This window comes from Pseudomonas sp. S2_A10 (genome assembly GCF_054668465.1).
In genome coordinates this window covers 5,134,555-5,159,594 of sequence record NZ_CP162773.1, presented here as the reverse complement: position 1 = coordinate 5,159,594, position 25,040 = coordinate 5,134,555, and the positions used below count along the sequence as shown (strand labels likewise).

Here is a 25,040-nt window from a genome sequence, read left to right as displayed (position 1 = left end):
AGTTGTCCGTCCGCGTCCAAAGCGTGAACATCAGGTGGGAGCGGGACAGTCGCTCTGGCCTATATCACGCAAGACATTGGAGATTAATATCATGAAAGGTAATAACGCCTTCGCGACGATTGGTATCTCGGATTTCGCGTCGTTTAAATCGCGTCCGCAGAAGAAGGCCGAAGTGTATTACAAAGCGGTCGTTTCACCCGATCATCCGGGCATAGGCAAGCCAATATTCTCCGCTACTCGGCATCTCTATTTCGGCACAAAGGAGACGTTCAGCGTTATTGGTCAATATTTTACGGACGAGGTGGGTGAGATTATTTCATTTGTGATAGATCGCTCCCTTGCGGACGGTAGACATGAAGTTGGCGGGTTCGGAAGCCCTGTGGCGGGATTGATGACTATGTCGCATGAAATTTTATATGCGAAAACAGGAACAATAGAGTTTGCTCGCAAACACGAAGAAGGCATCGATTCGATTACGGCAACATTCAATTTTGAAATCGAGCACCGCGGGCAAACATACCGGGTATCAGAAGGTAAACTGTTTGTTATAGCTAGCGGTCCCCTTTAAGTTTTGTGAATAGACCGTTGACGCCAATTCGCTCAACGAGCGAGCCAGCGCATGCCAAACGGCCGCATCCTGGTGGCTGCTGTGTTTGGCGCGCGCCCTTGAGTATTTCACTGCGTACGCCGCAACCGGAATCGTGGCGGCAGCCTACGCAGTATTTCCGCAAATCAGCCCTTGGCCGCCATCGCCGTCACCTCCACACGCATCCCTTCAACCGCCAGCGAGGCGACGCCCACCGCTGCCCGCACTGGCCAAGGCTTGGCGAAATAGCGTTTGTACACTTCATTGAAAGCCCCGCGATCGCCCATGTCGGTGAGGTAAATGGTCAGGTGCAGCACCCGGTCCATCGAACTGCCAGCACGTTCCAAGGCGACTTTCAGCGCTTGCAGCGTGCACTCGCTTTGCTCGGTGATGCCGCCGAGTTCCAGGCTGCCATCGGCGCGGGTCGGGATTTGCGTCGAGACCATGATCCCGCCAAAGGTGGCGACGTCGGAAGAAATCGAATCGGTGTCCGGATCAGGCGTGAAGATGATGTCTTGATTAGCCATGGGCATCTCTTGTTTGGGTGAATGAAGATTGCGGCAGTTTACAGATTCTTTCCCACCATGGCCCGGACGGGGACCGCGACACGTTTGTATAAGCGTGTATCACCGCTCAGCCGATACACACGGCAACACCAAACTGCGCCTTCGAGACACATCCGCCCTACATGCCGAGCCCAAAGTAGCCCTCACACCAACACTACGTTCAAGAGGGCACCACCATGTACCGTCCACTGTTTCTGGCTTCTGCCGTTGTCTTCGCCTCCCTTGCCGGTTTCGCCCATGCGGCAGATGCGCCGGCGACGAGTTGGCAGAAAGGTCTGAGCCGTACTGATCTGGTTCGCCAGGATCTCGGCGCTGACAATCGCGAAGTGATTCAGGCGCGTATCGATTTTGATGCTGGCGTCACCTCGCCTCGGCATGCTCACCCCGGCGTTGAGGTTGCCTACGTGATCAGTGGCACGTTTGAATACCAGCTCGAAGGTCAGGCGCCGGTTACGCTCAAGGCCGGCGATTCCCTGTTTATTCCGGCGGGCGTGGCGCATGTGGCGAAAAACATTGGCAGCGAAAAGGGCGTGGAACTGGCCACTTACGTCGTGCCGAAAGGCGAGCCGCTGCTGATCCTCAAACCATGACCTGTCAGGCTGCTATTTCGAGCGCGGCTTGCTCATTGCGCGCTTGATGCGCATCCAGTCCTGATAGGCCGCCGTTCGCTTGGCGTCGGCCAAGGCTTTTGCTTCGCTGAAGCGAGCCCAGGCCTCAGGACTGTCGGCGTCATGCTCAATGATTCTGTAGGCCGCCTCTTCCAGCAGGTCGGCCTCGCGGAACATCGCGGCGTTTTCTGCCATCTCGTCACCCCAGGATCGGCCGAAACCGAATCTCAACGTGCGCTCATTCATTTTGCGTGATCCTCCTCCCACACCAGAGGCACCGACTCGCGCCATTGCACCCCGGTCACGCCAAAGCGCTCCGCCATCGGTTTGGAAAAACGTTTCAACGGAGGCCGACCGGGGCGGGGGATGGGCGCGATTCCTGCGTCGCAACTTGCCCACTGCCACGCTTCGGCGTTGTTCATGTTTTTTGTGCGAATGACGAATGACCTGGGCTTTCCATGTAACAGGTACTCGATCACGTACAAGTCCACTGCGCTCATACATTTCCTCCGGCTGTTAAAAAGAGGGATGTCTGGCGAAATGAATAATTCAGAGAAAATTCTTTTGGCTGGGATGACCGGCATACGCCGCTTGTTTTGCGTTATACCGCCCGTTGGGGCGTGTACAAGTTGAGGCGTCAATGCACTACATGATCTTGTAATGTCGCTGCTCAGAGTGGCGAGCTGAATAGAATGAAACGCACCTAAAACGGCGCGTTATTCAGAAGGGGCTTCAGGAGTAAATGCATGAGCAGACAAAGTCTGCGTGAATCTCGGTGTCTTCAACCGCTGTAATCAACCCGGCATGCAAAGCTTCTTCAGGATTGATAATGCGCGGAGCCGCTGTCAGGTATTTCTCTGTCTCCAATGCATTTTTCCCGTTACTGGTACGCTCGGCGACAATCTGCGCGTACAGATGCAAGTCGTAATCCAGGCTCATGGCATATTCCGACATGCGCGAATGATCAACCGCTCCCTGCAAGTGCCAATGAAAAGGGTGAAACAGAAACTTGCTATGAGTGCACGCAGTGCGGCGCTGGCCGGCGAGGAAAACGATATTGCCCATCGACTCGACCGTTCCCAGGTTATGCGTGTGTACCGGGACGGGCAGCGCCATCAGAAAGTTGTACATCGTAAAACCGTAACTGCATTCGCCACCCATGGTAGCGATGTTCAGAATCAACCTGGGGGCATCTTCCTTTACCGCACGCGAGGCTCTATCAATCAGCTGACCGCAAGTCGAAGCATTGATCGGGCCGGTAAAGTTAATCACGTGAACAGGCATGGCAATTTCCTCGACGGGCCGGGGCTCTGCGAACGGGCTCTTTGCGCAAGGACTGGTGCCCGTCAGTCAGGAGCAGCGTTCGTACGTTGGCGTCGTTTCCGTTTCTCGAGAGTTTTCAGAGTCAACGTTCAACTGCCTGCGCTCGTAACATTCATGTTGGGCACGATCGCTGTGCTGCGGGTGGCCAGGTTTTCTTTCAATGCACGAAGACCCAGCGTCGTCCGGCAGTTTCTCCGGGGAGCTGCGCGTCGCTTCTGGAACAACTTCAGCGCCTTCGTGTTGGTGTAACTGGCTTGGAGGAGTATGTATGGAGGTGGTCATCTATGCGCTCCGTCGAATATTACAAGGGCAGCGAGGCTGCCCTTGTACCGCTCATTTACGACTTGCGACCTCCACTGTGGCTGGATTGTCCGCCTTTGCGACCTGCCTCGGATGCTTTTTCACGATCGTTGGCGAAGTTGCCGCCAGACTGTCCGCCTTTTTTCCCGGACTCTTGCATCTTGTCACGATCGTTGCCGGCGTTACCTGTATTTTTATTTCCGGTAGTCATGATAGCTCTCCGATATCTATTAACGTTTCGCTAGTGATGTCCGTTTTCGTCATGGACACCTACTTCGATTGCATATCGGTTCACGGTGTTTTGATTTTTTTTAATTGATCCGATGAGCGGTGCCTGCACTTTCAACTTGTATTGGCCAGTAGTGCACATATAACTAAAGGGGCTACGCTCAATCGCAATGGATAATAAAGAAAAACAGTTACACCGACGCCGAGCCAGTTGTTGAAGTTAATTGAACCTCGACTATCTGAATCGTGGCAACGGCCGATCAATTGGCTTGAGCGTCGAAAGCGTATCGCGAATAAGCGGCGCATCTTTTTCGATGTCATGCAGTCGGTCGCGAATGCGCAAAGCTGTCGGATGCCCGCCCTGATGATCAACCCAGTCGGCGATCTCTTTGCAGGCGGCTGCCAGGCGCGCCTGACGGGCGTCGAGCAGGGTGAGGAGGGTGGTGATGGACTCTTTCTCGGACATGAAACACCTCCGTTCGCTGAAACGGCTGAGTTGCAACAAAAAGCCCGCGTGGCGCGAACCTTCAGATCAACTATAGAAGCCCTGCGCGATCGTGCAAAAAATACCCGGCTCAGCTCATCGGCAAATCTTGTAGGAGTGAGCCTGCAGGGGGGTTGTGCGACTCAGGACGCCTCGCTCACCTCACACATCCGCTCGAGAAACATCGCCAAGGCTACTTCCTCAGCGCGCAGGCCTTTGCGCACTCTCGGGCGGGGCAGTTCGGCGAGCGCGCCGAGCATGAAATGTTCGAGCACCGCAGGGTGGATGTAGCATTTGCGGCACACCGCTGGCGTGTTGCCCAGCTGTTTGGCGACGTTCTTCACGGCTTCGACCACATGGCGCTTGGCCTCGGTTTCCGACTCATGCTGCAGCTCGCGCAGCACTGCCAAAGCCAATGCGCTGCCCGCCCAGGTGCGGTAGTCCTTGGCGGTGAATTCAGCGCCGGTGAGCTTTTGCAGATAGGCGTTTACGTCGGAGGAGGTGACAGTGTGCCGTTCGCCGTGTTCATCAAGGTACTGAAACAGGTTTTGCCCGGGAATTTCCAGGCAGCGCTTGATGATTCGCGCCAGACGCCGATCCTTGACGGTAATCTGGTGCTCGATGCCGCTCTTGCCGCGGAACTGGAACAGGATCGCGCTGCCATTGACCTCGACGTGGCGGCTGCGCAGCGTGGTCAGGCCATAAGAGCGATTGTCTCGCGCATATTGGGTATTGCCGACGCGGATCAGCGTGGCGTCGAGCAAGGTGATGACCGTGGCCATGACCTTGTCGCGGCTGAAGCCCGGGGCGTCGAGCAGCGCCTCAAGCTGGCGCCGCAGTTTGGGCAGGGCCAGGCCGAACTCTCGCAGGCGCGAGTATTTGTCGGCGTCGCGCACTTCGCGCCAGCGTGCGTGATAACGGTATTGCTTGCGCCCGCGCGCATCGCGGCCAGTGGCCTGCAAATGGCCGCACGGGTCGGCGCAGATCCACACATCGGTGTAAGCCGGCGGCACCGCGAGGGCATTGATGCGTTTGATTTCGTCCGGATCGCTGATGCGCTGGCCCGACGGTTCGAAATAGACGAACTTACCGCGCAGTTTTTTCCGGGTGATACCAGGCTGAGTGTCATCGACGTAATGCAGATCGGCGGGCAGGGCATCTGTCAGCACGGTATCGGGCATGGCGGTTTCCTTCGGTCATACGGCAGTCTGTAACTGATTGACCGCAGGCGCTGGCCGTCGTGCCGAATGATTTACGCGAGCACCGCCACCGCCTTGATCTGCGCCCACAGCCGCTGGCCCGGGTGCACGCCCAATTGGTCACGCGAGAAGCGGGTGATCCGCGCCAGCAGCGGCGTGCCGCCGGCATCGAGGCGGATCAGCACATGGGCACTGTTGTCAGCGGCCTGTTCGCTGATGACGGTAACGGGCAGACGATTGAGAATGCTGCTGGCCGCATCATTGTTCAGCGCCAGGCTGATGTCACGGGCGTGCACCTTGCAGCGCAGGGCTTGGCCCACGGCCATCGGCGCGTGGGTGACGCGAATGTTCATTTCGGTAGCTGGCAGTTGCAGGCTGAGCAATTGATAGGTGGCGTCGTAGGCGCTGACCTGACCTTCGATGATCACCCCGGCGTCATCACCCATTGCCAAGGGCAGATCCAGGCGTGCGAGGGTCTCACCGATCGGGCCGCTGGCGAGGGCTTTGCCGTCACGGAGCAATACCAGATGATCAGCCAGACGCGCGACTTCATCCTGGGCATGGCTGACGTACAGCAGCGGAATATCCAGTTCGTCGTGCAGGCGTTGCAGGTACGGCAAGATTTCGCTCTTGCGCCGGCTGTCGAGAGCCGCCAGTGGTTCGTCCATCAGCAGCAGTTTCGGGCTGGTCAGCAGGGCGCGGGCGATGCCGACGCGCTGTCGTTCGCCGCCGGACAGATGCTGCGGGTGACGCTCAAGCAAATGGCCGATGCCGAGCAGTTCGGTCGCTTGGTTGATATTGACCCGGCGTTGCGACTTGGCGATGCGTTTGAGACCAAACTCCAGATTGGCCAGCACCGACAGATGCGGGAACAGGCTGGCTTCCTGAAACACGTAGCCAAGCGCACGTTTATGCGGCGGTACGAAGATGCCGTTGGCGCTGTCCTGCCAGATCTCGTCATTGATCTGCACAAAACCCTGCTCGGCGCGCTCCAGCCCGGCGATGCAGCGCAGGCAAGTGGTTTTGCCCGAGCCGGAATCGCCAAACAGCGAAGTGACGCCCCGGCCCGGCACTTGCAGATCAACATCCAGTTCGAACCCCGGATAAGTGCGTTTCAGGCGTACATCAATCATCGATCAGCTCCAGCCTGCGCGGGTTTTGCGGCTGGAATACAGCGCCAGCAACACCAGAAACGAGAACACCAGCATCGCCCCGGACAGCCAGTGCGCCTGGGCATATTCCAGCGCTTCGACGTGGTCGTAAATCTGCACCGAGACCACGCGGGTCTTGTCGGGAATGTTGCCGCCGATCATCAGCACCACGCCGAATTCACCGACGGTGTGGGCAAAACCGAGGATCGCTGCGGTGATGAAACCGGGGCGCGCCAGCGGCAGGATCACGCTGAAGAACGTGTCCCAAGGATTGGCGCGCAACGTCGCGGCGACTTCCAGCGGGCGGGTGCCGATTGCCGAGAAAGCGTTTTGCAGCGGTTGCACCACGAAAGGCATGGAGTAGATTACCGAGCCGATGACCAGCCCGGTGAAACTGAACGTCAGCGTGCCCAGCCCCAGCCATTGAGTGAACTGGCCGAGAAAACCGTGCGGCCCCAGCGCCAGCAACAGATAAAAGCCGATCACCGTCGGCGGCAGCACCAGCGGCAGGGCGACGATGGCGCCAATCGGGCCGCGCAACCACGACGAGGTGCGCGACAGCCATAACGCGATCGGCGTGCCGATCACCAGCAGAATCACGGTGGTCAGCGACGCCAGTTTCAGGGTCAGCCAGATCGCGGCGAAGTCGGCACTGGTCAGCGACATTTACAGTTCATATCCGAAGGATTTGATCACCGCAGCGGCTTTCGGGCCTTTGAGATAATCGATCAGGGACTTGGCAGCAGCGCTGTCCTTGCCTTTGTTCAAGATCACCGCGTCCTGTTTGATCGGATCATGCAGGGTGGCCGGAACAATCCATGCCGAGCCGCTGCTGATTTTGCCGTTCTTGAAGATTTGCGACAGCGCCACAAAGCCTAGTTCGGCGTTGCCGGTGGAGACGAACTGGTAGGCCTGAGTAATGTTCTGGCCTTCGACGATTTTGCTTTTCGTGGCTTCGCTCAACTGGAGTTTTTCCAGCACCTGGGTGGCGGCGAGACCGTATGGCGCGGCTTTCGGGTTGGCGATGGACAAGTGCTGGTATTGGTTGGTTTTCAGCACGTCACCCTGTGCATCCACATAACCTTCTTTTGCCGACCACAGCGCCAGGGTGCCAATGGCGTAGGTGAAGCGCGAGCCTTTGACGGTTTCGCCTTCCTGTTCGAGTTTTGCCGGGGTGCTGTCGTCAGCTGCGAGAAACACTTGGAAGGGCGCGCCGTTTTTGATCTGGGTGTAGAACTGGCCGGTTGCGCCGTAAGCAGCAACCAATTTGTGCCCGGTGTCTTTTTCGAAATCGGCAGCGATGGCCTGGATTGGCGCGGTGAAATTGGCGGCGACCGCCACTTGCACTTCGTCAGCTTGCGCGGCACTGATGCTGAAAAATGTGAGGAATGAGGCGAGACAGGCAGGGGCGAGGCGTGTGGCAGCAGGTGTCATGTAAAGGCTCCGTGATCGGCATTGAATGCTTTGCTTTGGATAACGCCGATACACGGGCGCAATCGCTGTATACGGAAATATATAGCGATATGCCGCCAAGTGGCGAGGGATTAAATCCGCTCGCCGCGTAAATTCAATGACGGTTGAGTTTCGCCAATGCGCCCTCGGCGAGTTGCCGGGTCAGTTCAGCGCTACCGATATCCTTGCCCAACGTCAGCGCCTGACCGGCCCACAGATTGGCAAAATCGGCGTCATCCTTGGCTCGCAGCGGCATCAGCGCGCCGCCGGCCAACGGAAAGGCTGGCGCTTGCGCTGACATCGGGCCGAGTTCACGCATCGCCCGATTGACAATGCCCCGCGCCGGACGTCCGGTGAAAATGTTGGTGATGGCGGTCTGGCTTTCCTTGGCGGTGCGCAGGGCCTTGTGATGTGAGGCGCTGACTTTGGCTTCCGGCGTGAACAGGTACGCCGTACCAACTTGCACCGCCGAGGCGCCGAGCATCAACGCCGCCGCAACACCCCGGGCATCGCTGATCGCGCCCGCCGCAATCACCGGCACTTTCACCGCGTCGACCACCTGCGGCACCAATGCAAAGGTGCCGACCTGGCTGCTCAGATCATCGCTGAGAAACATCCCGCGATGCCCGCCCGCCTCATAACCCATGGCGATGATCGCATCGCAGCCGTGTTGCTCCAGCCAGATCGCTTCTTCGACCGTGGTGGCAGACGAAAGGATTTTCGCCCCGGTTGCCTTGACCCGATCAAGCAGATTTTTCTCCGGCAACCCGAAATGAAAACTCACCACTTCGGGGCGGAATTCTTCGAGCACGGCACACGCAGTCTCGTCGAAAGGAGCACGGTTGGACACCGGCGTCGGCGCCTCGAAATCGGCACCGAGTTCGCGGTAGTAAGGTTCGAGCAGATTTTTCCAGTCCCGGGCTCGCTGCTCATCAGGCGCCGGTGGCTGATGGCAGAAGAAATTGACGTTGAACGGCTTGGTGGTGTGCTGGCGAATCGTCTTCAGTTCTTCGCGCAGTTGCTCGATGCTCAGCATCGCTGCCGGCATTGAACCGAGGCCGCCGGCATTGCACACGGCAATCACCATCGAAGAATTGGTCGCACCGGCCATCGGGCCTTGGATGATCGGCAGTTCGATACCGAGAAGATCAAGGATACGGGTGTCTGGCCACTGGCTCATAAAGCAATTCTCCGAACGATGAAACGGGCAGGGACGGCAAGCGGTTTTAGCAGCAAAACCGGCTGCGGGGCCAGTCTGAAATTCTGAACATTACGTGCAGTTTTTCAGCGTCGGTGCGGGTGGCTTAGCGAAAGTCGAGTGTGGCAATGTGTTGCGATGTGTTATTTCAGGGCACGCTTTCTTCCCATTATTTTCGAGGGGCCGTCATGTTCAATGCCATTCTGATCGACAAAGACGACAGCGGTTATCGCGCCAATCTGCAGCAAATCGATGAGCAGCAACTGCCCGAAGGCAACGTCAGCGTGAACGTCGCGTACAGCACCCTGAATTTCAAAGACGGCCTGGCGATCACCGGCAGTAGCCCGGTGGTGCGCAAGTTCCCCATGGTTCCGGGGATCGATCTGGCGGGGACTGTCGAGTCCAGTTCGCATGCCGATTTCAAGGCGGGCGATCAGGTGCTGCTCAACGGCTGGGGCGTCGGTGAAAGCCACTGGGGCGGACTGGCGCAAAAGGCCCGGCTCAACGGTGACTGGCTGATTCCACTGCCCGAAGCTTTCACCCCGGCGCAAGCCATGGCCATCGGCACCGCAGGCTACACGGCAATGCTGTGCATTCTGGCACTGGAGCGCCATGGCCTGACACCGGATCACGGCGAAGTGCTGGTCACCGGCGCCAATGGCGGGGTCGGCAGCTTTGCCATCGCCTTGCTCAGCAAGTTGGGATACCGCGTGGTGGCATCCACCGGCCGTGTATCCGAGCATGAATACCTGCAGCAATTGGGTGCTGCCGACATTATCGATCGAGCCACCTTGTCCGAACCGGGCAAGCCGTTGGCGAAAGAGCGCTGGGCGGCGGTGGTCGATTCGGTCGGTAGTCATACGCTGGCGAATGCTTGCGCCAGCACACGCTCGGAAGGCGTGGTCGCGGCATGCGGGTTGGCGCAAGGCATGGATTTCCCGGCCTCGGTAGCACCGTTCATTCTGCGCGGCGTAACGCTGGCCGGGATCAACAGCGTGACCCAGCCCAAGGCGCACCGTATCGAGGCCTGGGGCCGACTGGCCAAGGATCTGGATTTCTCGTTATTGCAATTGATCAGTCACGAAATCAGCTTGAGCGAAGCCCTTGAGGCCGCGCCCAGATTACTCGCCGGGCAACTGCGGGGCAGGGTGGTGGTCGACGTCAATCGTTGAGTTCGCGCTCAAGCAGTTGGCGTTTGCGCTCGACGCCCCAGCGGTAGCCGGAAAGATTGCCGTCACTGCGCACCACGCGGTGGCAGGGAATCGCCACCGCCAAACGGTTGGCCCCGCAAGCCTGGGCCACCGCACGCATCGAAGTCGGCGCGCCGATGCGTTGCGCGATCTCGGCGTAACTGGCCGTGCTGCCTGGCGGGATCTCGCGCAGCGCCTGCCAGACGCGCTCCTGAAACGCTGTGCCGCGTATATCCAGCGGCAATTTCAGGCCCGTCGCGGGCGCTTCGACAAAGCCGACGACGCTGGCGATCAACTGTTCAAATTCGCGGTCGGCGCCGATCAGGTTGGCCTTGCGAAACTGATCCTGCAGGTTGCAGACCAGCTGATGCGGATCGTCGCCGAGCAGAATCGCGCAGATCCCACGTTCGCTTTGCGCCACCAGAATCGCCCCCAGCGAGCATTGGCCAACGGCAAAGCGAATGTCGTTGTTCTGCCCGGCGGCGCGGTAATCGGTGGGCTTCATGCCCAGCAGTTGATCGGCTGATTCGTAAAAGCGGCTGTTGGAATTGAAGCCAGCGTCATACAGCGCGTCGGTCACCGAGCCGCCGTCCGCCAGGCGCGCACGCAGTTTGCGTGAGCGATGCGCCGTGGCGTAAGCCTTGGGCGTCAGGCCGGTCGCGGCTTTGAATAGCCGGTGGAAATGAAAAGGGCTGAGGCCAGCGGTGGCCGCGAGGCTGTTGAGCGCCGGCAGCGTCTCACAGGTCTCGATCTGCCGACAGGCTGCAGCCACGATCGCTGCATGCTGCGCATCACTCTGATCCTTGCTGGCGCGTTTGCTTGGCCGATACCCGGCAGCTTCGGCCAGTTCGGCGCTGTCGAAAAACTCGACGTTCTGCGGTTTCGGCAGGCGCGCCAGACTGCTCGGCCGGCAATAGATGCCAGTGGTTTTGACCGCATAGACAAATTGCCCGTCGGCACGCGGATCGCGCGCCACCACAGCGGCCCAGCGAGGATCGTGCTCAATGCTGATTGTCTTCGAAAGCGTGTCCATGAGAGGGGATCCGTTGACCTGTTTGAGTCAGGTTAACCAGCATCGTAACCCGCAACACTCCGCGCCTTGCGGTCAAACTTTTATTGAACGCCCGCGACGCGGAAGGTGATGTTGATGCGCCGCTCGCCCAAGAGCGGGTGACGGCCAGGTTTGATTGGCAGCACGCCGTGATAGCGCAGGCGGTCCACGCCGCCCCAGACCACCATGTCGCCATGCAACAGCGGAATGCGCTGGGTTTTATCGCTGCGTTCGAAGCCGCCGAACAGAAACATTGCCGGCAAACCTAGCGACAGCGAAACGATGGGCGCGGCATAACCTTTTTCGTCCTTGTCCTGATGCAGCGACATCTTGGCGCCGGGGACGTACTGGTTGATCAGGCAGGAGTCGGCTTGAAAATCCGTAAACCCGGCGCGTTCCGCCGCCTCGTGCGCCAGATCGGCAAACACCGCCGGCATCGACGGCCACGGCAAGCCGCTGAGTGGATCGACGCTGGAATAGCGGTAACCGCTGCGATCGGTGATCCAGCCCAGCTGTCCGCAACTGCTGGTGCCGACCGACATGCTGAAACCGCCGGGCGTGACCATGTGGCGTAGCGGGGCGGCGGCAAGAATGGCGTCGAGCCCGGTCAGCAGTTGCTCGACCTGCGGCAAGGCGAACCCGCGCAGCACCCACGATTGTTCGCCGATCTGCTCGGCGCGGGCTTGCTGTACGGGTTCGTTGTCGGCGAACAGGTCAAACGTGGTCGGTTGCATGGTGTTGGTTACAGCGCTTTGCTGACCTTGATGTCACTGAGCTCTTCGTCAGCGTGCATTTTCTTCAGCGCCGCCTTCGCTTCCTCGTCAGTGCCGGTTTCCAGTTCAGCGAATTCGAAACGCTGTTCACCGTCCAGTTTGTACTTGATCACGTATTTGGTTTTTTGCGCCACGGTCATGTTTCCCTTTCAGAATAGGCTGCGCGTCTCAGCTCAGTTTAGTGCTGGAGCGACGGATGATCTTGATCGAGTGGGTCAGCGTCGGCTTGCGCGTCACGCTGATTGCGCGGCGGTTGACGGTGTCGATGGTGATGTTCCAGAAGCCGGTGCTCGGTGCGGTGATGCGTGCCGGGAACGTGTCGAACGCGCCGCCGTGGTAGGTGTGACGGCCGCCGTTTTTGAAGCTGCGGAAGTTGGCGTCGTTCATCAAACGGATGTTGCACATCTGCGAGCATTGAATGACGACGATGTCGTCTTCGTTGAGGTGCTCGCGCTGGTGAATGAATTTCATGGGCGCCTCCAGAAGGGCTTTTTCTACTAAATCAAAACGATAGCTTGTCGATGGGCGCAGTTTATCAGCCCGCACGGGTTATTATCTGGCCGTCGGGCGTTGCTTTGACAAATTTTGAACAGAACTTCGCCATGGCGGGCGGGTTAAATGCACAAGGCCCCGGAGAAAAGCGGCATTTGTGCTGTCGGACGGTCTTTAACGGAGGATTTCTATGAAGTGGGGTGTGGTGTGTGTGCCGTTGATTCTGGCGATGGCCGGTTGTGCAAATGTTTCCGAAATCAATGAAACGCTGCCAACCATGAGCGTGATCTCCGGCAAAAAGCCCCAGGAGTATGCGCAGTGTCTGACCGACAAGCTCGCTGACAGTCGTGGTGCGTTGCAAGTCCAGCCGCAGAAGGACGGTGTACGAGTCATCGTTCCCGGCAAACTTTCGTCAGGCCCGGCAGCCGTGTTTGATATCGAGGATCGCGCCGGCGGCAGCAGCATCAAGCTGCATGAGCGCATGTCCAACGTGCCGGTTCGCCCTCGCGATGTACAGAAAGCTGCGAACGCCTGTATTTCCGGCTGATAGACTAGCGAACATCAGCACCCGATGCCGTCACAGTCCTGCTGTGGCGGCATTGTCATTTATGGAGTCGCAATGAAGCGAGAGCACGTGCGGGAGCGCCACGCAGAGGGCCTTATCTCTGCCACTCATGTCATCCAGAACCCGGCGAATCCGGGTGAATGGATCGTGTTTTTCAAGAAGAGTGCAGGGCGCAGCTACTTTTTGGTGGATGACAATGATGAAGTCGAGTCTTTCAATCGGCTCGACGACCTGATCGAGGTCGTCCGTGGCCTCGGGATCAAATTCGCCGAAATCCACATGTAAGGCTTACTTGCAGACGACCACGACGTTGCGCGTCTTGTAGTTGCCAACGTCAACGCCCAGGGTTTTGTCATCTTCCTTGGGCGCCGGTGTGCCATCAGTGCCGACGATGCGATAGCCGGTGCCGGCGCAGGATGCATCGGCCTTTTCGTAGCACATGGCCCATGAGTTGGCTTCGCCGGAACAGTCGATGCTCAGACCCTGTTCGCCATTGTTCAGATAGGTGGGCTGCGAAGTGGCACAGCCGCTCAGTACCAATACCGCGAAAAGCGGCTGCAGTTTGTTCAGATTCATGGTTGCGAGGTCTTCAAGTGGGGGACTGGTTGCTCTGACAGCGCCGCGATGAAAAGGTTATAGCGATTGGCCACTTGTTTGCCAACAAAGCACAAAAAAGCCCTGCATGCTGGCAGGGCTTGGCGCAAGTGCTAAAAGGATCAGTCCTGATCTTTGCCTCGGCGCTTGGAAGAAGCAGGCGTATCAGTGAACACCGAGGCCACATCTGTCGCCATCTGCTCGCTGTCGAAAGGCCCGGCGATATGTTCGCCATTGGTAGTGGTCAGCGTCCACTTGCCGTCTTTTTTGTCGATCACATACCCGTTGATGATTTTTACCGCAGCCATCTAGTCTGTCTCATTCGCTGGTTCAAAGGCGCCATGATAGCGGCAAATGCTCGCAATGGGGGCTGATAAGCGTATGGTGATCCTGTTTGCCCGGATCTTGAGCTACGCTGACGCCGCCGCTGAAATACCCGGATGGAACTATCCGCGCGAATATTTCTCTATGTTGGCATCGGTTAGCCAGCGCGGGGCATTGTAAGGCGCACGCCGCCTGATTAGACTGCCTCGAAACTCGTACACACAGCCTTTTCAAGGACTTATATGATCAAGAAATGCTTGTTTCCAGCAGCCGGTTACGGCACTCGCTTCCTCCCAGCGACCAAAGCCATGCCTAAAGAAATGCTGCCGGTGGTAAACAAGCCACTGATCCAGTACGGCGTTGAAGAAGCACTGGACGCGGGCCTGACTGAGATTTCCATCGTCACCGGCCGTGGCAAGCGTGCTCTGGAAGACCACTTCGACATCAGTTACGAGCTGGAAAACCAGATCAAGGGCACCGACAAGGAAAAGTACCTGGTCGGTATCCGCAAGCTGTTGGACGAGTGCTCGTTCTCCTACACCCGTCAGACCGAAATGAAAGGTCTGGGCCACGCAATCCTGACTGGCCGCCCACTGATCGGTGACGAACCGTTCGCCGTGGTCCTGGCGGATGACCTGTGCGTCAACATCGACGGCGACGGCGTACTGACCCAGATGGTCAAACTGTACAAGCAGTTCCGCTGCTCGATCGTCGCGATCCAGGAAGTCGATCCGCAGGAAACCAACAAGTACGGTGTCATCGCCGGCGAAATGATCCGCGACGACATCTACCGCGTGCACAGCATGGTCGAGAAGCCAAAGCCGGAAGACGCGCCGTCGAACCTGGCGATCATCGGTCGCTACATCCTGACCCCGGACATCTTCGACCTGATCGAACAGACCGAGCCAGGCAAGGGCGGTGAAATCCAGATTACCGACGCCCTGATGAAGCAGGCCCAGAACGGCTGCGTCATGGCCTACAAGTTCAAGGGCAAGCGTTTCGACTGCGGTGGTGCTGAAGGCTACATCGACGCGACCAACTTCTGCTTCGAAAACTTCTACAAGACTGGCAAAGCTTACTAATAGCATCTGCCTCGTCTGCAAAAGAAAGCCACCTTCGGGTGGCTTTTTCATTTTCCGCCCTTATATGGATGGCAGTGCTTGCCCAATGAATGGCTGCGGGTATGCTGATGGCCTGCCGAGGAGATAGAAATGGCCTACGATTTTGACCTTTATGTGATTGGTGCCGGTTCCGGCGGTGTGCGGGCTGCGCGGTTTGCCGCCGGCTTCGGGGCGAAAGTGGCGGTGGCCGAAAGCCGTTACCTGGGCGGCACCTGCGTCAACGTCGGCTGCGTGCCGAAAAAGCTGCTGGTCTACGGCGCGCACTTTGCCGAGGACTTCGAGCAGGCGTCCGGTTTCGGCTGGAACCTGGGCGAAGCCAACTTCGACTGGGCCACGCTGATCGCCAACAAGGACCGTGAAATCAATCGCCTTAACGGCATTTATCGCAATCTGCTGGTCAACAGCGGCGTGACCCTGCACGAGGCGCACGCGAAAATCGTTGGGCCGCACGAGGTCGAGGTTAATGGCGAGCGCTTCACCGCGAAAAACATTCTGATCGCCACCGGCGGCTGGCCGCAGATCCCTGAAATCCCCGGGCATGAGCATGCGATCGGTTCGAATGAAGCGTTCTTCCTCAAAGAGCTGCCCAAGCGTGTGCTGGTGGTCGGCGGCGGTTATATTGCCGTCGAGTTCGCCGGAATTTTCCATGGCCTCGGCGCCAACACCACGCTGCTGTATCGCGGCGATCTGTTCCTGCGCGGCTTCGACGGGTCGGTGCGCAAGCATCTGCAAGAGGAATTGACCAAGCGTGGCCTCGATCTGCAATTCAATGCCGACATTGCGCGCATCGACAAGCAGGCCGACGGTAGCTTGAAGGCGACGCTCAAGGATGGTCGCGTACTCGAAGCCGACTGCGTGTTCTACGCCACCGGCCGGCGTCCGATGCTGGACAATCTGGGCCTGGAAAACACCAATGTGCAGCTCGACGACAAGGGCTTTATCAAAGTCGACGACGAGTATCAAACCACCGAGCCGTCGATTCTGGCGCTGGGCGACGTCATTGGTCGCGTGCAACTGACCCCGGTCGCTCTGGCCGAAGGTATGGCCGTGGCGCGGCGTCTGTTCAAGCCGGAGCAATACCGTCCGGTGGACTACAAGATGATTCCGACCGCCGTGTTCAGCCTGCCGAACATCGGCACGGTCGGTTTGAGCGAAGAAGAAGCGCGCGAATGCGGCCACGAGGTGGTGATCTTCGAGAGCCGCTTCCGGCCGATGAAGCTGACCCTGACTGACTGTCAGGAGAAAACCCTGATGAAGCTGGTGGTCGACGCCAAAACCGACAAGGTGCTTGGCTGCCACATGGTCGGCCCGGACGCTGGCGAGATCGTGCAAGGTCTGGCGATCGCCTTGAAGGCCGGCGCGACCAAGCGCGACTTCGACGACACCATCGGGGTGCACCCGACGGCCGCCGAAGAGTTCGTCACCATGCGTACGCCGGTCAGCGCTTAAGCGTCTGTCGCTTTGGCCGAGTCTGGCGCTGCCGCAACGGCAGACGCCAGACGCTGGCTGTCCTCAAGGCTTGCCTGAACCTTGAGCAATTCCTTCTCCAGTGACTGATTGAGCTGCGTCTGCTCGTCGACGCTCTGTTTGAGCGCCTGGCTTTCCAGTGCCGCCACGCGCAGACGTTCCTGGAGGAGGGTGCGCTCGCTGTCCATGCGCGTGGCCTGCTCGAGCAACTGATCCTGACGCTGATTGCTGTGCTTGAGCTGATCCTGCACCAGGTTCAGCTCGCGCTGAGTGCCACGGTTTTCGGTGAGCAAGCGTTCGTTGTCACGGTGCAACTGTGTGATCTCATCCTGACGCACCAACGCGCTCTGCTGGGCTTGACGCAATTCTGCCTGTATCTGCTGAAGTTGCCCTTCATGGCGGGCCTGCTCCTGCTCGCGCTGTTCCTTGGTTGCGTTACGGTAATGCTCAAGCGCATCGCGGGCGTGCAGGTGCTTCTCTTCCAGTGAGCGAATCTGTTCGTCCTTGTCCTGCAAGCGCAATTCAAAGTCGGCCAATGCCTGGTTGAGGCCGGCGTTGCGCGTCTGTTCGGTTTGCAGCATCGAGCGGGTGTTGCCCAGCGCTTCGGATTCGCGTTGCAGCGCGGCGCCTTGAATGTCGTGGTCGTGCTCGAGTTTTTCCAGCGCCTGGCGAACCTGTTTCAGCTCGGTTTCCAGTGCTTCGCGTTGCTCCTCGAACTGTTCGCGGGCTTGCTCGATGGGTTCCTGTGCTTGTTCTTTCAGGCGCTGGGCGAGTCGAGAGACGAGGGCGGTGAGCTCATCATCGATCGGTTCTGCCGACGCCTCATTCGGCTGGGCGCCGTCGTCCAGTTCTTTCAGATAGCGATGGATCGTGGTTTTCGAGCCGGTGTTGCCCATTTCAATGCGTACTGCATCGATGCTTGGGTGTTCGCCGCGAGCCAGGATCGCTGTGCGTGCGATTTGCACCAGTGCTTTGGTAATGCCGCCACGGGCCATGTGAACTCCTACGTTTACGTACTGTGGTACATGCCACTAAAGTACGCAGTGTACCATGCTGAAAATATAGGTAAATCTTTGAGATAAAACAGGCGGGATATACTGGTATTACCCAATGTCAGGGGGCAAAATGCGCACCTGCATGCCTGAACCCGTACGCCAGCGAGAAAACTGCCCATGAGCGACATTGATCGATATCTGCAAGCCGCCACCCGGGACAACACTCGCCGCAGCTATCGCATGGCCATCGAGCACTTCGAGGTGACGTGGGGCGGATTTCTGCCGGCTACTGCCGACAGCGTTGCGCGATATCTGGTGGCGCACGCTGGCGTGCTGTCGATCAACACGCTGAAGCTGCGTCTGTCGGCGCTGGCGCAGTGGCACAACAGTCAGGGGTTTGCCGATCCCACCAAGGCGCCAGTGGTGCGCAAGGTGTTCAAGGGCATTCGTGCTTTGCACCCGGCGCAGGAAAAACAGGCTGAGCCGCTGCAATTGCAGGATCTGCAGCGCGTGATCGATTGGCTTGAGCAGGAGGCGCAGACGGCCCGGGAAGAACAGGACCGCCCGACCTTGCTCAAGGCGTATCGGGATCGCGCGCTGATTCTGTTGGGCTTCTGGCGCGGCTTTCGCAGCGACGAATTGTGCCGTTTGCAAATCGAGCATGTGCAGGCGAGCGCTGGCAAGGGCATCACTCTGTATCTGCCGCGCAGCAAGGGCGACCGGGAAAACCTCGGGCAGACCTACCAGGCCCCGGCGCTGTTGAAGTTGTGCCCGGTGCAGGCCTATATCGATTGGATTACAGAAGCTGCGCTGGTGCGCGGCGCGGTGTTCCGCAGCATTGATCGCTGGGGCAATCTGAGCGAGGAGGGCCTGCACGCCAACAGCATTATTCCGCTGCTCCGCCAGGCGTTGCAGCGCGCCGGGATTGTCGCCGCCGGTTATACCAGTCACTCGTTGCGACGCGGTTTTGCAACCTGGGCGCATCAGAGCGGCTGGGATCTGAAATCGTTGATGAGTTATGTTGGCTGGAAGGACATGAAATCCGCCATGCGCTATGTTGAGGTCAGCCCATTCCAGGGAATGGCTCGGATTATGGATAAGCCGGATCAGCCGTAGAGATCGTTTTCTTCTATTAATACAGTCAGCTAATAGCGAAAACAAATCAGCAGTATCAGGTTTGCCAATGAGCCTTCCGTCGAGTGAGTGGGTAGGATTCACCCATCAACTTCATAACCCCTGACGGAGAGTCATCGATGCCTATCATCAACAGCCAAGTAAAACCGTTCAAAGCTACCGCGTTCAAAAACGGCGACTTCGTTCAAGTCTCGGATGCTGACTTGAAAGGCAAGTGGTCCGTAGTGTTCTTCTACCCAGCCGACTTCACCTTCGTGTGCCCAACCGAGCTGGAAGACCTGGCTGACAACTACGCTGAGTTCAAGAAGCTGGGCGTGGAAATCTACAGTGTTTCGACCGACACCCACTTTGCTCACGCTGCCTGGCACAACACTTCGCCAGCCATCGGCAAAATCGAATACACCATGATCGGCGACCCTACCCACGTCATCTCCCGCAACTTCGACGTGCTGATCGAAGAAGCTGGTCTGGCTGACCGTGGCACCTTCGTGATCAACCCTGAAGGCCAGATCAAAATCGTTGAACTGAACGATGGCGGCGTTGGCCGTGACGCTTCCGAGCTGCTGCGCAAGATCAAGGCTGCTCAGTACGTCGCTGCACACCCAGGCGAAGTTTGCCCGGCCAAGTGGAAAGAAGGCGAGGCCACTCTGGCTCCGTCGCTGGACCTGGTCGGCAAGATCTAAGTCTGTGACATGCAACGCAGGGCGGCACGCCGCACCTTCTTAAGTTAGCTGCACCGCCCAATAAAAATGCCCGGGCGAGATTCGCTCGGGCTTTTTTTCGCCTCAAATAAAGGAAATCGCCCGTATGTTGGACGCCAATCTTAAAGCCCAGTTGAAATCGTACCTGGAACGGGTCACCCAACCGATCGAGATCGTTGCATCCCTCGACGACGGTGCGAAATCCCGTGAAATGCTGGAACTGCTGAAAGACGTTGCCAGTCTTTCGAGCCAGATTACTCTGATCGACAGCGGTGACGATGCCCGCAAGCCATCGTTCTCGATCAATCGCCCTGGAGCCGACATCAGCCTGCGTTTCGCCGGCATTCCAATGGGCCACGAATTCACCTCGCTGGTGTTGGCTCTGCTGCAAGTCGGTGGCCACCCGTCGAAGGCCAGCGTTGAAGTGATCGAGCAGATCCGCTCGCTCAAAGGCGAGTTCAGCTTCGAGACTTACTTCTCGCTGTCTTGCCAGAACTGCCCGGACGTCGTTCAGGCGCTGAACCTGATGGCCGTGCTCAACCCGAACATCCGCCACGTCGCCATTGACGGCGCGCTGTTCCAGGACGAAGTCAACGATCGCAAGATCATGGCTGTGCCGAGCATCTACCTCAACGGCGAAAACTTCGGCCAGGGCCGCATGGGCCTGGAGGAAATCCTTGCCAAACTCGACACCGGCGCGATTGAGCGTCAGGCCGAGAAGATCAGCGCCAAAGAAGCCTTTGACGTGCTGGTCGTCGGCGGTGGCCCGGCGGGTGCTTCGGCCGCTATCTACGCCGCACGTAAAGGCATCCGCACCGGTGTCGCGGCTGAGCGCTTCGGCGGTCAGGTGCTGGATACCATGGCCATCGAGAACTTCATTTCCGTGCAGGAAACCGAAGGGCCGAAACTGGCCACGGCGCTGGAAGAACACGTCAAGCAGTACGACGTCGACATCATGAACCTGCAACGCGCCGACAAGCTGATCCCGGGCAAGAACGGCGAGCTGCATGAAGTCCACTTCGCCAGCGGTGCAACCCTGAAAGCCAAGAGCGTGATTCTCGCGACCGGCGCACGCTGGCGCGAAATGAACGTCCCGGGCGAGCAGGAATACCGCAACAAAGGCGTGGCGTACTGCCCGCACTGCGACGGCCCGCTGTTCAAGGGCAAGCGCGTAGCGGTGATCGGCGGCGGTAACTCCGGCGTTGAAGCGGCGATCGATCTGGCCGGTATCGTGGCGCACGTAACGCTGCTGGAATTCGACGTGCAACTGCGTGCCGACGCCGTGCTGCAACGCAAGCTGCACAGCCTGCCGAACGTTACCGTGATCACCAGTGCGCAAACCACTGAAGTCACCGGCAATGGCGAGAAGGTCAACGGCCTGCGCTACAAGGACCGCACTACCGATGAACTGCGCACGGTTGAGCTGGAAGGCATCTTCGTGCAGATCGGTCTGCTGCCGAACACCGATTGGCTGAAGGGCACCATCGAGCTGTCGCCGCGTGGCGAGATCATTGTCGACAACCGTGGCGAGACTTCCATTGCGGGGATCTTTGCAGCGGGTGACGTGACGACTGTGCCGTACAAGCAGATCGTGATTGCAGTGGGCGAGGGCGCCAAGGCTTCGCTGAGTGCGTTCGATCACCTGATCCGGACTTCGGCCCCGGCGTAACTGCCAGGTCGAAAACGAAAAAACCCATGAGCGATCATGGGTTTTTTATTGCGCGTGGAAAGCCACCCCTCACCCCAGCCCTCTCCCGAGGGAGAGGGAGCCGACCGAGGTGTCTGAAGTCATCCATCGACCTGAGAGAGCCGGTCGATTATGGATTCACCGCCAATCGTTCAAGTCGGCGTAATTCTCCAACATCCCGCAATCAGTCCCCTCTCCCTCTGGGAGAGGGCTAGGGTAGGGGCTTTCAGCTTTTACAGCGGCGCAGGCTGAATGATCTCGACCCAGTAGCCATCCGGGTCCTTGATGAAGGCCAGGCTCTTCATCCGGCCGTCGGTCAGGCGCTTCTGGAAATCGCAACCCAGCTCTTCAAAGCGTGCACACGCTGCGACGATGTCCGGCACCGAAATGCAGATGTGACCAAAGCCACGCGGATCGGTGTTGCCGTTGTGATAGGCGAAGTCGGCATCGTTTTCGGTGCCGTGGTTGTGGGTCAATTCGAGAATGCCTGGAATCGATTTCATCCATTCGGTACGCGCAGCAGCATCGGCCGGGATCTGCGCTTTATCGACCAGCGCAAGGAAGTACAGGCTGAATTCGGCTTCCGGAAAATCACGCTTCTCGACCAGCGAGAAACCCAGGACGCGGGTGTAGAAATCCAGCGACTTGGTGATGTCCTTCACGCGCAGCATGGTGTGGTTGAACACGAAGTTGCGGGTTGCGCTGTCTGGCGTGGCGGTCACGCCGGGGAAAGTGTTCAGTTCGTTGAGGCTCATGGGCCCTCCAATAACAATGGGCGAGTGAATGGGCGCAATGATACGCATGCCGGCCGGCATCGCCAAATGCAAGGCGGGCTTGCCCTGCGCGAGGGCGGGGCTCAGACTTTGCTCTCTACCTTCGAGTGCGTCCGGCAATGATCCGACTGTTCAAATCCGTGTTTGTTTTTTTTGCTTTGTCATTGGCCGTGGTTTTCCCGGCCATGGCCGAACCGAGCATCACCTGGCCAGCGGGCTGGAAGGTTGAAGTGTTGCCGGATACCGCGCCGCCAGTCTCGCGGCAAAGGGCAGTGAAGCTCGATGCCGACGGCAATCAGGTGATGGTGATGGAGTTGACCATGACGCAAGTGGAGGCGGGGCATCAGGTCAATTTGCAAGGCGTGCTGCTGGAGATGCGTAAATCCATCCAGAAGGATTTCTTCCGCAGTGGTTATCAGAGCGTCTGCAACCGAATCCATCCGGCTGCGTTCGGATCATTGACCGGGTTGGAGACGACTTGCACGATCACCGAGAACGGCCGGCACGTATTATCACAAACGTTGGTGGCTGCCGTGGAAACAGACAAGGCTTATGTACTTTCATATGCCGGTCAGGCTGAGGTTTATAAGGCGAGCGCCGACGACATAGAGGCGGCACGTAACAGCCTGAAATTATAAACGTCCGTACTAACTCGCGGTGTTTTGAATGCCGGAAAGGATTAAGCACAAAGTTTGATTCATCGTTTGCAGCAACATCGCGCAGCAAAATGTTTAGCGTGATGACTCAGTAACGTTACACAATTTTCCAACTTGTTCGATGAAAATCATTTCATTTGTTAGATATTGTCAATAAAAAAGCCCTGCATCGCGCAGGGCTTTTTGTTGGCGTCAGATTAACCGCGCAACCATGAATCCACGGTGGCCGCACCGTACTGTTCTTTCCAGGCTTTCAGGCCGCGATGGTTGCCGCCCTTGGTTTCGATCAGCTCGCCAGTGTGCGGGTTCTGGTAAACCTTGACGACGCGGGCGCGGCGGGTCTTCGGCGCTGGGGCGGCCTGCAGACCGGACTTCGCCGGGTTCGGGTCGAGGATAGCGATGATATCTTTCAGGCCTTTGCCATAGGTTTTCATCAGTCCCTGGAGCTTTTCTTCGAATTCGATTTCTTTCTTGAGCCCGGCGTCATTCTTCAGTGACTCCAGCTGTTTGAGCTGTTCCTGAAGGGCCTTTTCAGCTGCGCGAAATTCAGCGAGTCTGGACAATATCTTTACTCCAATAGTGTGTTTGGCTGATACCAACCGCAAACAAAGCTATAAGCCAAGAGCCTGGAAGCGACTCGGTGATAATTGGCTCACCTGTCAGTCTGGCTCAGGTTGAAAAAATTGTAGTAGTTAATGCGACAAGAGTAAATCCTGATGTTGTCGCCATGTAACAACAATGACTTTTTGTATCAATTTGGTGCGGTTGTTGGACGGGCTATGCTAATGAGTTAACGATCACTTAATGCGCTGATGAAATCTGCTGCCGGCATCGGTTTGGCAAACAAATAACCTTGCATGAAATCCACCTGATGCTCCGTCAGGTAATCGGCTTGGGCCTGTGTCTCGACACCTTCGGCAACAATGGCCAGATCCAGCTTTGCCGACAGTTCAATGATGGAGTCGAGAATATGCCGTGATAGCGCATCGATGCCGATCATGGCGACAAAGCTCTGATCGATCTTGAGAAAGTCGACCTTGAAGGCGCGCAAGTAGCCGAGGCTTGAGTGGCCTGTACCAAAATCGTCGATCGCGATTTTCACTCCAAGTGCGTGCAATTGCTCAAACAGTTGCAGGGTCATGTCGTTCGGTTCGATCAGCTCGCGCTCCGTCAATTCCAGCACCAGCTCGACGCTGCCGGGCGCAAACGCCGCCAGGAGGTCGCGACAGTCTTCGACCAGTTCCAGATCCTTGCAATGGCTGGCAGTGATGTTGATGCCGATATGGAAAGGTTTGGCGAAGACCGCAGAATGCGGTCCCAGCAGGGCGGCAGTCTGTTGCATCAGCGCGCGGGTCATCGGCACGATCAAGCCTGAATGCTCGGCAAATGGAATGAACAGATCCGGGCGTACGAGGCCCTCTTTCGGGTGATTCCAGCGCATCAGCACTTCAGCGCCGGACCACTGCTTGCTGTCACCGTGAACCACCGGCTGGAAGTAAGGAATGAATTCCCCGGCCTCGAGTGCGCGAAGCATTTCGTGACTGGGCGAGTTCGAGCGTTTCTGCACGACATGGCCGATGGCGCCCGAGATCACGCCGAAAAATATCAGCAGGCTGAACAACGGCGGATAATTGGCCGCCATGTAACGCCAGGTTTCTCCTTCGGGAAAACCCGCCGACACGTTGAAACCGTATCGTTCGGATTCGAGCATGCTATGCGCGACCGGCAAAGCGGGCAGGGGCCCTTGATGCACTCTGCCGTCGGCGGACAGCCAGTTATCGCCCACTTGCAACATCAGTAATGTCTGGCGGCCGATCAGGCGCAGGATGTTGCTCAGGTGATAACCATCAAGCGTGGTCAGCGCGCCGCCACGACCGTCGCTGAGGCGGTAGATCAACAATGCCGTGTCGGGGGTGACGGGATTGCCGTTCATCAACCACAATTTGCCTTGATGATAGTCCCCGGCATTGACCGCTTCCTTGAACTGCCCGAACAGTGAGCTGCAGTAGAGAATGTTGTCCCAGACCAGATTGGTCGAGCGCACGAAGGGGCGTCGGGTCACTTGTTCGCGCAGGGCCAGTTTCACGTCTTCGCAATTTTTCCCGGCCAGAGGCAGCAGAACCCGGGCGGCTTCTGCCGTGTTGTCGAGCATCAGATCGAACTGTTGCAACGCTTGTTCGGCCGTTTCCCCGGCACTTTGCTCCAGCGTTCGTTTTGCCTGCATATAAAGAATCCCACTGCCCAGCACGATTGGCAGCAGACCGGTGAGCAAAGTCACTGCGATTCGGGTGCTGCGTTTGCGGCGGGATCGGTGGGTCAGTGGCATGGACACATCCTGTGGTTTAGAAATCCGACCCGATAAACAATTGAGCCAGAGGGGAGAATAGATGGCAGATAGCTCTTGTGCCGTAGGTAAAAAAGC

The 25,040-nt window shown here is 58.0% G+C and carries 31 protein-coding genes and 1 pseudogene; 11 read left to right on the top strand and 21 right to left on the bottom strand.

Translation table 11 applies throughout. The features are described from left to right. Positions 1-91: 91 nt before the first annotated feature. Positions 92-568, top strand: a complete 477-nt coding sequence (locus tag AB4N41_RS23135) for a hypothetical protein (protein WP_252876408.1) — start codon at positions 92-94, stop codon at positions 566-568. A gap of 164 nt (positions 569-732) precedes the next feature. Here AB4N41_RS23135 and AB4N41_RS23130 read toward each other — a convergent pair whose 3' ends face one another. Then, entirely contained in the window at positions 733-1,113 is a 381-nt protein-coding gene (locus AB4N41_RS23130) for a RidA family protein (protein ID WP_024013136.1), read from the bottom strand. A 215-nt stretch (positions 1,114-1,328) separates the two neighbouring features. Here AB4N41_RS23130 and AB4N41_RS23125 point away from each other — a divergent pair, with 215 nt between their 5' ends. Further along, positions 1,329-1,742, top strand: coding sequence for a cupin domain-containing protein (locus tag AB4N41_RS23125; RefSeq protein WP_150635125.1), 414 nt, complete (start codon positions 1,329-1,331; stop codon positions 1,740-1,742). A gap of 12 nt (positions 1,743-1,754) precedes the next feature. Here AB4N41_RS23125 and AB4N41_RS23120 read toward each other — a convergent pair whose 3' ends face one another. The 10 genes and pseudogenes from AB4N41_RS23120 to AB4N41_RS23075 form a co-directional block, all read right to left on the bottom strand. Then, positions 1,755-2,006 carry a hypothetical protein gene (locus tag AB4N41_RS23120; RefSeq protein ID WP_252876407.1) on the bottom strand — a complete coding sequence of 84 codons (252 nt, stop codon included), beginning with the start codon at positions 2,004-2,006 and terminating at the stop codon, positions 1,755-1,757. Further along, positions 2,003-2,260, bottom strand: a complete 258-nt coding sequence (locus AB4N41_RS23115) for a DUF6555 family protein (protein WP_056789607.1) — start codon at positions 2,258-2,260, stop codon at positions 2,003-2,005. The genes AB4N41_RS23120 and AB4N41_RS23115 overlap by 4 nt, the downstream gene beginning before the upstream one ends. Positions 2,261-2,492: 232 nt before the next feature. Next, complete coding sequence (locus AB4N41_RS23110; protein WP_041480149.1) at positions 2,493-3,044, bottom strand: ATP-dependent Clp protease proteolytic subunit; 552 nt, start codon at positions 3,042-3,044, stop codon at positions 2,493-2,495. 376 nt (positions 3,045-3,420) lie between these two features. After that, positions 3,421-3,537 (bottom strand): annotated as a pseudogene (locus tag AB4N41_RS23105) (con-10 family general stress protein); the annotation flags it as partial. Between the two features lie 309 nt (positions 3,538-3,846). Beyond that, positions 3,847-4,077: a hypothetical protein gene (locus AB4N41_RS23100; RefSeq protein WP_016774936.1), complete on the bottom strand. Its 231-nt coding sequence runs from the start codon at positions 4,075-4,077 to the stop codon at positions 3,847-3,849. 161 nt (positions 4,078-4,238) lie between these two features. Further along, positions 4,239-5,276 (bottom strand): DNA topoisomerase IB, encoded by a 1,038-nt coding sequence (locus AB4N41_RS23095; RefSeq protein WP_056789610.1) that lies wholly within the window; start codon positions 5,274-5,276, stop codon positions 4,239-4,241. Positions 5,277-5,347: 71 nt separating this feature from the next. Next, on the bottom strand, positions 5,348-6,427 hold the full coding sequence (modC, locus tag AB4N41_RS23090) for a molybdenum ABC transporter ATP-binding protein (RefSeq protein ID WP_252876406.1): 1,080 nt from the start codon (positions 6,425-6,427) through the stop codon (positions 5,348-5,350). Positions 6,428-6,430: 3 nt separating this feature from the next. Continuing rightward, on the bottom strand, positions 6,431-7,111 hold the full coding sequence (gene modB, locus AB4N41_RS23085) for a molybdate ABC transporter permease subunit (protein WP_076562644.1): 681 nt from the start codon (positions 7,109-7,111) through the stop codon (positions 6,431-6,433). Then, positions 7,112-7,879: a molybdate ABC transporter substrate-binding protein gene (modA, locus tag AB4N41_RS23080; protein WP_252876404.1), complete on the bottom strand. Its 768-nt coding sequence runs from the start codon at positions 7,877-7,879 to the stop codon at positions 7,112-7,114. A gap of 133 nt (positions 7,880-8,012) precedes the next feature. After that, positions 8,013-9,077: an NAD(P)H-dependent flavin oxidoreductase gene (locus AB4N41_RS23075; protein ID WP_252876403.1), complete on the bottom strand. Its 1,065-nt coding sequence runs from the start codon at positions 9,075-9,077 to the stop codon at positions 8,013-8,015. 206 nt (positions 9,078-9,283) lie between these two features. Here AB4N41_RS23075 and acuI point away from each other — a divergent pair, with 206 nt between their 5' ends. Next, positions 9,284-10,267 carry an acrylyl-CoA reductase (NADPH) gene (gene acuI / locus AB4N41_RS23070; protein WP_252876402.1) on the top strand — a complete coding sequence of 328 codons (984 nt, stop codon included), beginning with the start codon at positions 9,284-9,286 and terminating at the stop codon, positions 10,265-10,267. Here the strand turns inward: acuI and ada are convergent. From ada to AB4N41_RS23050, 4 genes are all read right to left on the bottom strand, one after another. Continuing rightward, the gene (gene ada / locus AB4N41_RS23065; protein ID WP_252876401.1) at positions 10,257-11,318 is read right to left on the bottom strand and encodes a bifunctional DNA-binding transcriptional regulator/O6-methylguanine-DNA methyltransferase Ada; all 1,062 of its coding nucleotides are present in this window, start codon (positions 11,316-11,318) and stop codon (positions 10,257-10,259) included. The genes acuI and ada overlap by 11 nt on opposite strands. An 80-nt stretch (positions 11,319-11,398) precedes the next feature. Further along, the gene (gene alkB, locus AB4N41_RS23060) at positions 11,399-12,070 is read right to left on the bottom strand and encodes a DNA oxidative demethylase AlkB (protein ID WP_056789629.1); all 672 of its coding nucleotides are present in this window, start codon (positions 12,068-12,070) and stop codon (positions 11,399-11,401) included. Between the two features lie 8 nt (positions 12,071-12,078). Continuing rightward, positions 12,079-12,249: a hypothetical protein gene (locus AB4N41_RS23055; protein ID WP_016774926.1), complete on the bottom strand. Its 171-nt coding sequence runs from the start codon at positions 12,247-12,249 to the stop codon at positions 12,079-12,081. A 28-nt stretch (positions 12,250-12,277) separates the two neighbouring features. Continuing rightward, complete coding sequence (locus tag AB4N41_RS23050; protein WP_007912251.1) at positions 12,278-12,580, bottom strand: DUF1883 domain-containing protein; 303 nt, start codon at positions 12,578-12,580, stop codon at positions 12,278-12,280. 211 nt (positions 12,581-12,791) lie between these two features. Here AB4N41_RS23050 and AB4N41_RS23045 point away from each other — a divergent pair, with 211 nt between their 5' ends. Then, a complete protein-coding gene (locus tag AB4N41_RS23045) occupies positions 12,792-13,148 on the top strand; it encodes a hypothetical protein (protein WP_016774925.1) in 357 nt (118 codons plus the stop codon). 72 nt (positions 13,149-13,220) lie between these two features. Then, positions 13,221-13,451, top strand: a complete 231-nt coding sequence (locus AB4N41_RS23040) for a hypothetical protein (RefSeq protein ID WP_016774924.1) — start codon at positions 13,221-13,223, stop codon at positions 13,449-13,451. 3 nt (positions 13,452-13,454) lie between these two features. On the opposite strand, the gene AB4N41_RS23035 is transcribed toward AB4N41_RS23040, so the two are convergent. Together AB4N41_RS23035 and AB4N41_RS23030 are read right to left on the bottom strand one after the other, a co-directional pair. Beyond that, positions 13,455-13,742, bottom strand: coding sequence for a hypothetical protein (locus AB4N41_RS23035; protein WP_016774923.1), 288 nt, complete (start codon positions 13,740-13,742; stop codon positions 13,455-13,457). Between the two features lie 140 nt (positions 13,743-13,882). Further along, positions 13,883-14,068: a hypothetical protein gene (locus AB4N41_RS23030; protein WP_016774922.1), complete on the bottom strand. Its 186-nt coding sequence runs from the start codon at positions 14,066-14,068 to the stop codon at positions 13,883-13,885. Positions 14,069-14,326: 258 nt separating this feature from the next. Between AB4N41_RS23030 and galU the strand changes: the two genes are divergently transcribed. Together galU and gorA are read left to right on the top strand one after the other, a co-directional pair. Next, positions 14,327-15,166: a UTP--glucose-1-phosphate uridylyltransferase GalU gene (gene galU, locus AB4N41_RS23025; RefSeq protein ID WP_024013124.1), complete on the top strand. Its 840-nt coding sequence runs from the start codon at positions 14,327-14,329 to the stop codon at positions 15,164-15,166. A gap of 129 nt (positions 15,167-15,295) precedes the next feature. Continuing rightward, positions 15,296-16,654, top strand: a complete 1,359-nt coding sequence (gene gorA, locus AB4N41_RS23020; RefSeq protein WP_460138082.1) for a glutathione-disulfide reductase — start codon at positions 15,296-15,298, stop codon at positions 16,652-16,654. Here gorA and AB4N41_RS23015 read toward each other — a convergent pair. Continuing rightward, positions 16,651-17,667 (bottom strand): DNA-binding protein, encoded by a 1,017-nt coding sequence (locus AB4N41_RS23015; protein WP_460138080.1) that lies wholly within the window; start codon positions 17,665-17,667, stop codon positions 16,651-16,653. The two genes, gorA and AB4N41_RS23015, sit on opposite strands and share 4 nt — an antisense overlap. A 177-nt stretch (positions 17,668-17,844) precedes the next feature. Between AB4N41_RS23015 and AB4N41_RS23010 the strand changes: the two genes are divergently transcribed. The 3 genes from AB4N41_RS23010 (at position 17,845) to ahpF (ending at position 21,171) form a co-directional block, all read left to right on the top strand. Further along, complete coding sequence (locus tag AB4N41_RS23010) at positions 17,845-18,783, top strand: site-specific integrase (RefSeq protein ID WP_252876399.1); 939 nt, start codon at positions 17,845-17,847, stop codon at positions 18,781-18,783. A gap of 137 nt (positions 18,784-18,920) precedes the next feature. Continuing rightward, entirely contained in the window at positions 18,921-19,484 is a 564-nt protein-coding gene (ahpC, locus tag AB4N41_RS23005; protein ID WP_016774916.1) for an alkyl hydroperoxide reductase subunit C, read from the top strand. A 124-nt stretch (positions 19,485-19,608) separates the two neighbouring features. Continuing rightward, entirely contained in the window at positions 19,609-21,171 is a 1,563-nt protein-coding gene (ahpF, locus tag AB4N41_RS23000) for an alkyl hydroperoxide reductase subunit F (protein ID WP_252876398.1), read from the top strand. 251 nt (positions 21,172-21,422) lie between these two features. On the opposite strand, the gene gloA is transcribed toward ahpF, so the two are convergent. After that, positions 21,423-21,944 (bottom strand): lactoylglutathione lyase, encoded by a 522-nt coding sequence (gene gloA, locus AB4N41_RS22995; RefSeq protein WP_039762746.1) that lies wholly within the window; start codon positions 21,942-21,944, stop codon positions 21,423-21,425. Between the two features lie 137 nt (positions 21,945-22,081). On the opposite strand from gloA, the gene AB4N41_RS22990 reads away from it, so the two are divergent. Next, positions 22,082-22,600, top strand: coding sequence for a DUF4946 domain-containing protein (locus AB4N41_RS22990; RefSeq protein ID WP_095180140.1), 519 nt, complete (start codon positions 22,082-22,084; stop codon positions 22,598-22,600). 215 nt (positions 22,601-22,815) lie between these two features. Here the strand turns inward: AB4N41_RS22990 and AB4N41_RS22985 are convergent, their stop codons facing one another. Continuing rightward, positions 22,816-23,181 (bottom strand): histone-like nucleoid-structuring protein, MvaT/MvaU family, encoded by a 366-nt coding sequence (locus tag AB4N41_RS22985; RefSeq protein ID WP_041480175.1) that lies wholly within the window; start codon positions 23,179-23,181, stop codon positions 22,816-22,818. Between the two features lie 227 nt (positions 23,182-23,408). Next, a complete protein-coding gene (locus AB4N41_RS22980; protein WP_460138079.1) occupies positions 23,409-24,944 on the bottom strand; it encodes an EAL domain-containing protein in 1,536 nt (511 codons plus the stop codon). Between the last annotated feature and the right edge of the window lie 96 nt (positions 24,945-25,040).

What these genes read in the sequence shown, in the direction of transcription:
- AB4N41_RS23135 (WP_252876408.1), top strand. Translation starts at nt 92, where the DNA reads ATGAAAGGTAATAACGCCTTCGCGACGATTGGTATCTCGGATTTCGCG.
- AB4N41_RS23130 (WP_024013136.1), bottom strand. Translation starts at nt 1,113, where the DNA reads ATGGCTAATCAAGACATCATCTTCACGCCTGATCCGGACACCGATTCG.
- AB4N41_RS23125 (WP_150635125.1), top strand. Translation starts at nt 1,329, where the DNA reads ATGTACCGTCCACTGTTTCTGGCTTCTGCCGTTGTCTTCGCCTCCCTT.
- AB4N41_RS23120 (WP_252876407.1), bottom strand. Translation starts at nt 2,006, where the DNA reads ATGAATGAGCGCACGTTGAGATTCGGTTTCGGCCGATCCTGGGGTGAC.
- AB4N41_RS23115 (WP_056789607.1), bottom strand. Translation starts at nt 2,260, where the DNA reads ATGAGCGCAGTGGACTTGTACGTGATCGAGTACCTGTTACATGGAAAG.
- AB4N41_RS23110 (WP_041480149.1), bottom strand. Translation starts at nt 3,044, where the DNA reads ATGCCTGTTCACGTGATTAACTTTACCGGCCCGATCAATGCTTCGACT.
- AB4N41_RS23100 (WP_016774936.1), bottom strand. Translation starts at nt 4,077, where the DNA reads ATGTCCGAGAAAGAGTCCATCACCACCCTCCTCACCCTGCTCGACGCC.
- AB4N41_RS23095 (WP_056789610.1), bottom strand. Translation starts at nt 5,276, where the DNA reads ATGCCCGATACCGTGCTGACAGATGCCCTGCCCGCCGATCTGCATTAC.
- modC (WP_252876406.1), bottom strand. Translation starts at nt 6,427, where the DNA reads ATGATTGATGTACGCCTGAAACGCACTTATCCGGGGTTCGAACTGGAT.
- modB (WP_076562644.1), bottom strand. Translation starts at nt 7,111, where the DNA reads ATGTCGCTGACCAGTGCCGACTTCGCCGCGATCTGGCTGACCCTGAAA.
- modA (WP_252876404.1), bottom strand. Translation starts at nt 7,879, where the DNA reads ATGACACCTGCTGCCACACGCCTCGCCCCTGCCTGTCTCGCCTCATTC.
- AB4N41_RS23075 (WP_252876403.1), bottom strand. Translation starts at nt 9,077, where the DNA reads ATGAGCCAGTGGCCAGACACCCGTATCCTTGATCTTCTCGGTATCGAA.
- acuI (WP_252876402.1), top strand. Translation starts at nt 9,284, where the DNA reads ATGTTCAATGCCATTCTGATCGACAAAGACGACAGCGGTTATCGCGCC.
- ada (WP_252876401.1), bottom strand. Translation starts at nt 11,318, where the DNA reads ATGGACACGCTTTCGAAGACAATCAGCATTGAGCACGATCCTCGCTGG.
- alkB (WP_056789629.1), bottom strand. Translation starts at nt 12,070, where the DNA reads ATGCAACCGACCACGTTTGACCTGTTCGCCGACAACGAACCCGTACAG.
- AB4N41_RS23055 (WP_016774926.1), bottom strand. Translation starts at nt 12,249, where the DNA reads ATGACCGTGGCGCAAAAAACCAAATACGTGATCAAGTACAAACTGGAC.
- AB4N41_RS23050 (WP_007912251.1), bottom strand. Translation starts at nt 12,580, where the DNA reads ATGAAATTCATTCACCAGCGCGAGCACCTCAACGAAGACGACATCGTC.
- AB4N41_RS23045 (WP_016774925.1), top strand. Translation starts at nt 12,792, where the DNA reads ATGAAGTGGGGTGTGGTGTGTGTGCCGTTGATTCTGGCGATGGCCGGT.
- AB4N41_RS23040 (WP_016774924.1), top strand. Translation starts at nt 13,221, where the DNA reads ATGAAGCGAGAGCACGTGCGGGAGCGCCACGCAGAGGGCCTTATCTCT.
- AB4N41_RS23035 (WP_016774923.1), bottom strand. Translation starts at nt 13,742, where the DNA reads ATGAATCTGAACAAACTGCAGCCGCTTTTCGCGGTATTGGTACTGAGC.
- AB4N41_RS23030 (WP_016774922.1), bottom strand. Translation starts at nt 14,068, where the DNA reads ATGGCTGCGGTAAAAATCATCAACGGGTATGTGATCGACAAAAAAGAC.
- galU (WP_024013124.1), top strand. Translation starts at nt 14,327, where the DNA reads ATGATCAAGAAATGCTTGTTTCCAGCAGCCGGTTACGGCACTCGCTTC.
- gorA (WP_460138082.1), top strand. Translation starts at nt 15,296, where the DNA reads ATGGCCTACGATTTTGACCTTTATGTGATTGGTGCCGGTTCCGGCGGT.
- AB4N41_RS23015 (WP_460138080.1), bottom strand. Translation starts at nt 17,667, where the DNA reads ATGGCCCGTGGCGGCATTACCAAAGCACTGGTGCAAATCGCACGCACA.
- AB4N41_RS23010 (WP_252876399.1), top strand. Translation starts at nt 17,845, where the DNA reads ATGAGCGACATTGATCGATATCTGCAAGCCGCCACCCGGGACAACACT.
- ahpC (WP_016774916.1), top strand. Translation starts at nt 18,921, where the DNA reads ATGCCTATCATCAACAGCCAAGTAAAACCGTTCAAAGCTACCGCGTTC.
- ahpF (WP_252876398.1), top strand. Translation starts at nt 19,609, where the DNA reads ATGTTGGACGCCAATCTTAAAGCCCAGTTGAAATCGTACCTGGAACGG.
- gloA (WP_039762746.1), bottom strand. Translation starts at nt 21,944, where the DNA reads ATGAGCCTCAACGAACTGAACACTTTCCCCGGCGTGACCGCCACGCCA.
- AB4N41_RS22990 (WP_095180140.1), top strand. Translation starts at nt 22,082, where the DNA reads ATGATCCGACTGTTCAAATCCGTGTTTGTTTTTTTTGCTTTGTCATTG.
- AB4N41_RS22980 (WP_460138079.1), bottom strand. Translation starts at nt 24,944, where the DNA reads ATGCCACTGACCCACCGATCCCGCCGCAAACGCAGCACCCGAATCGCA.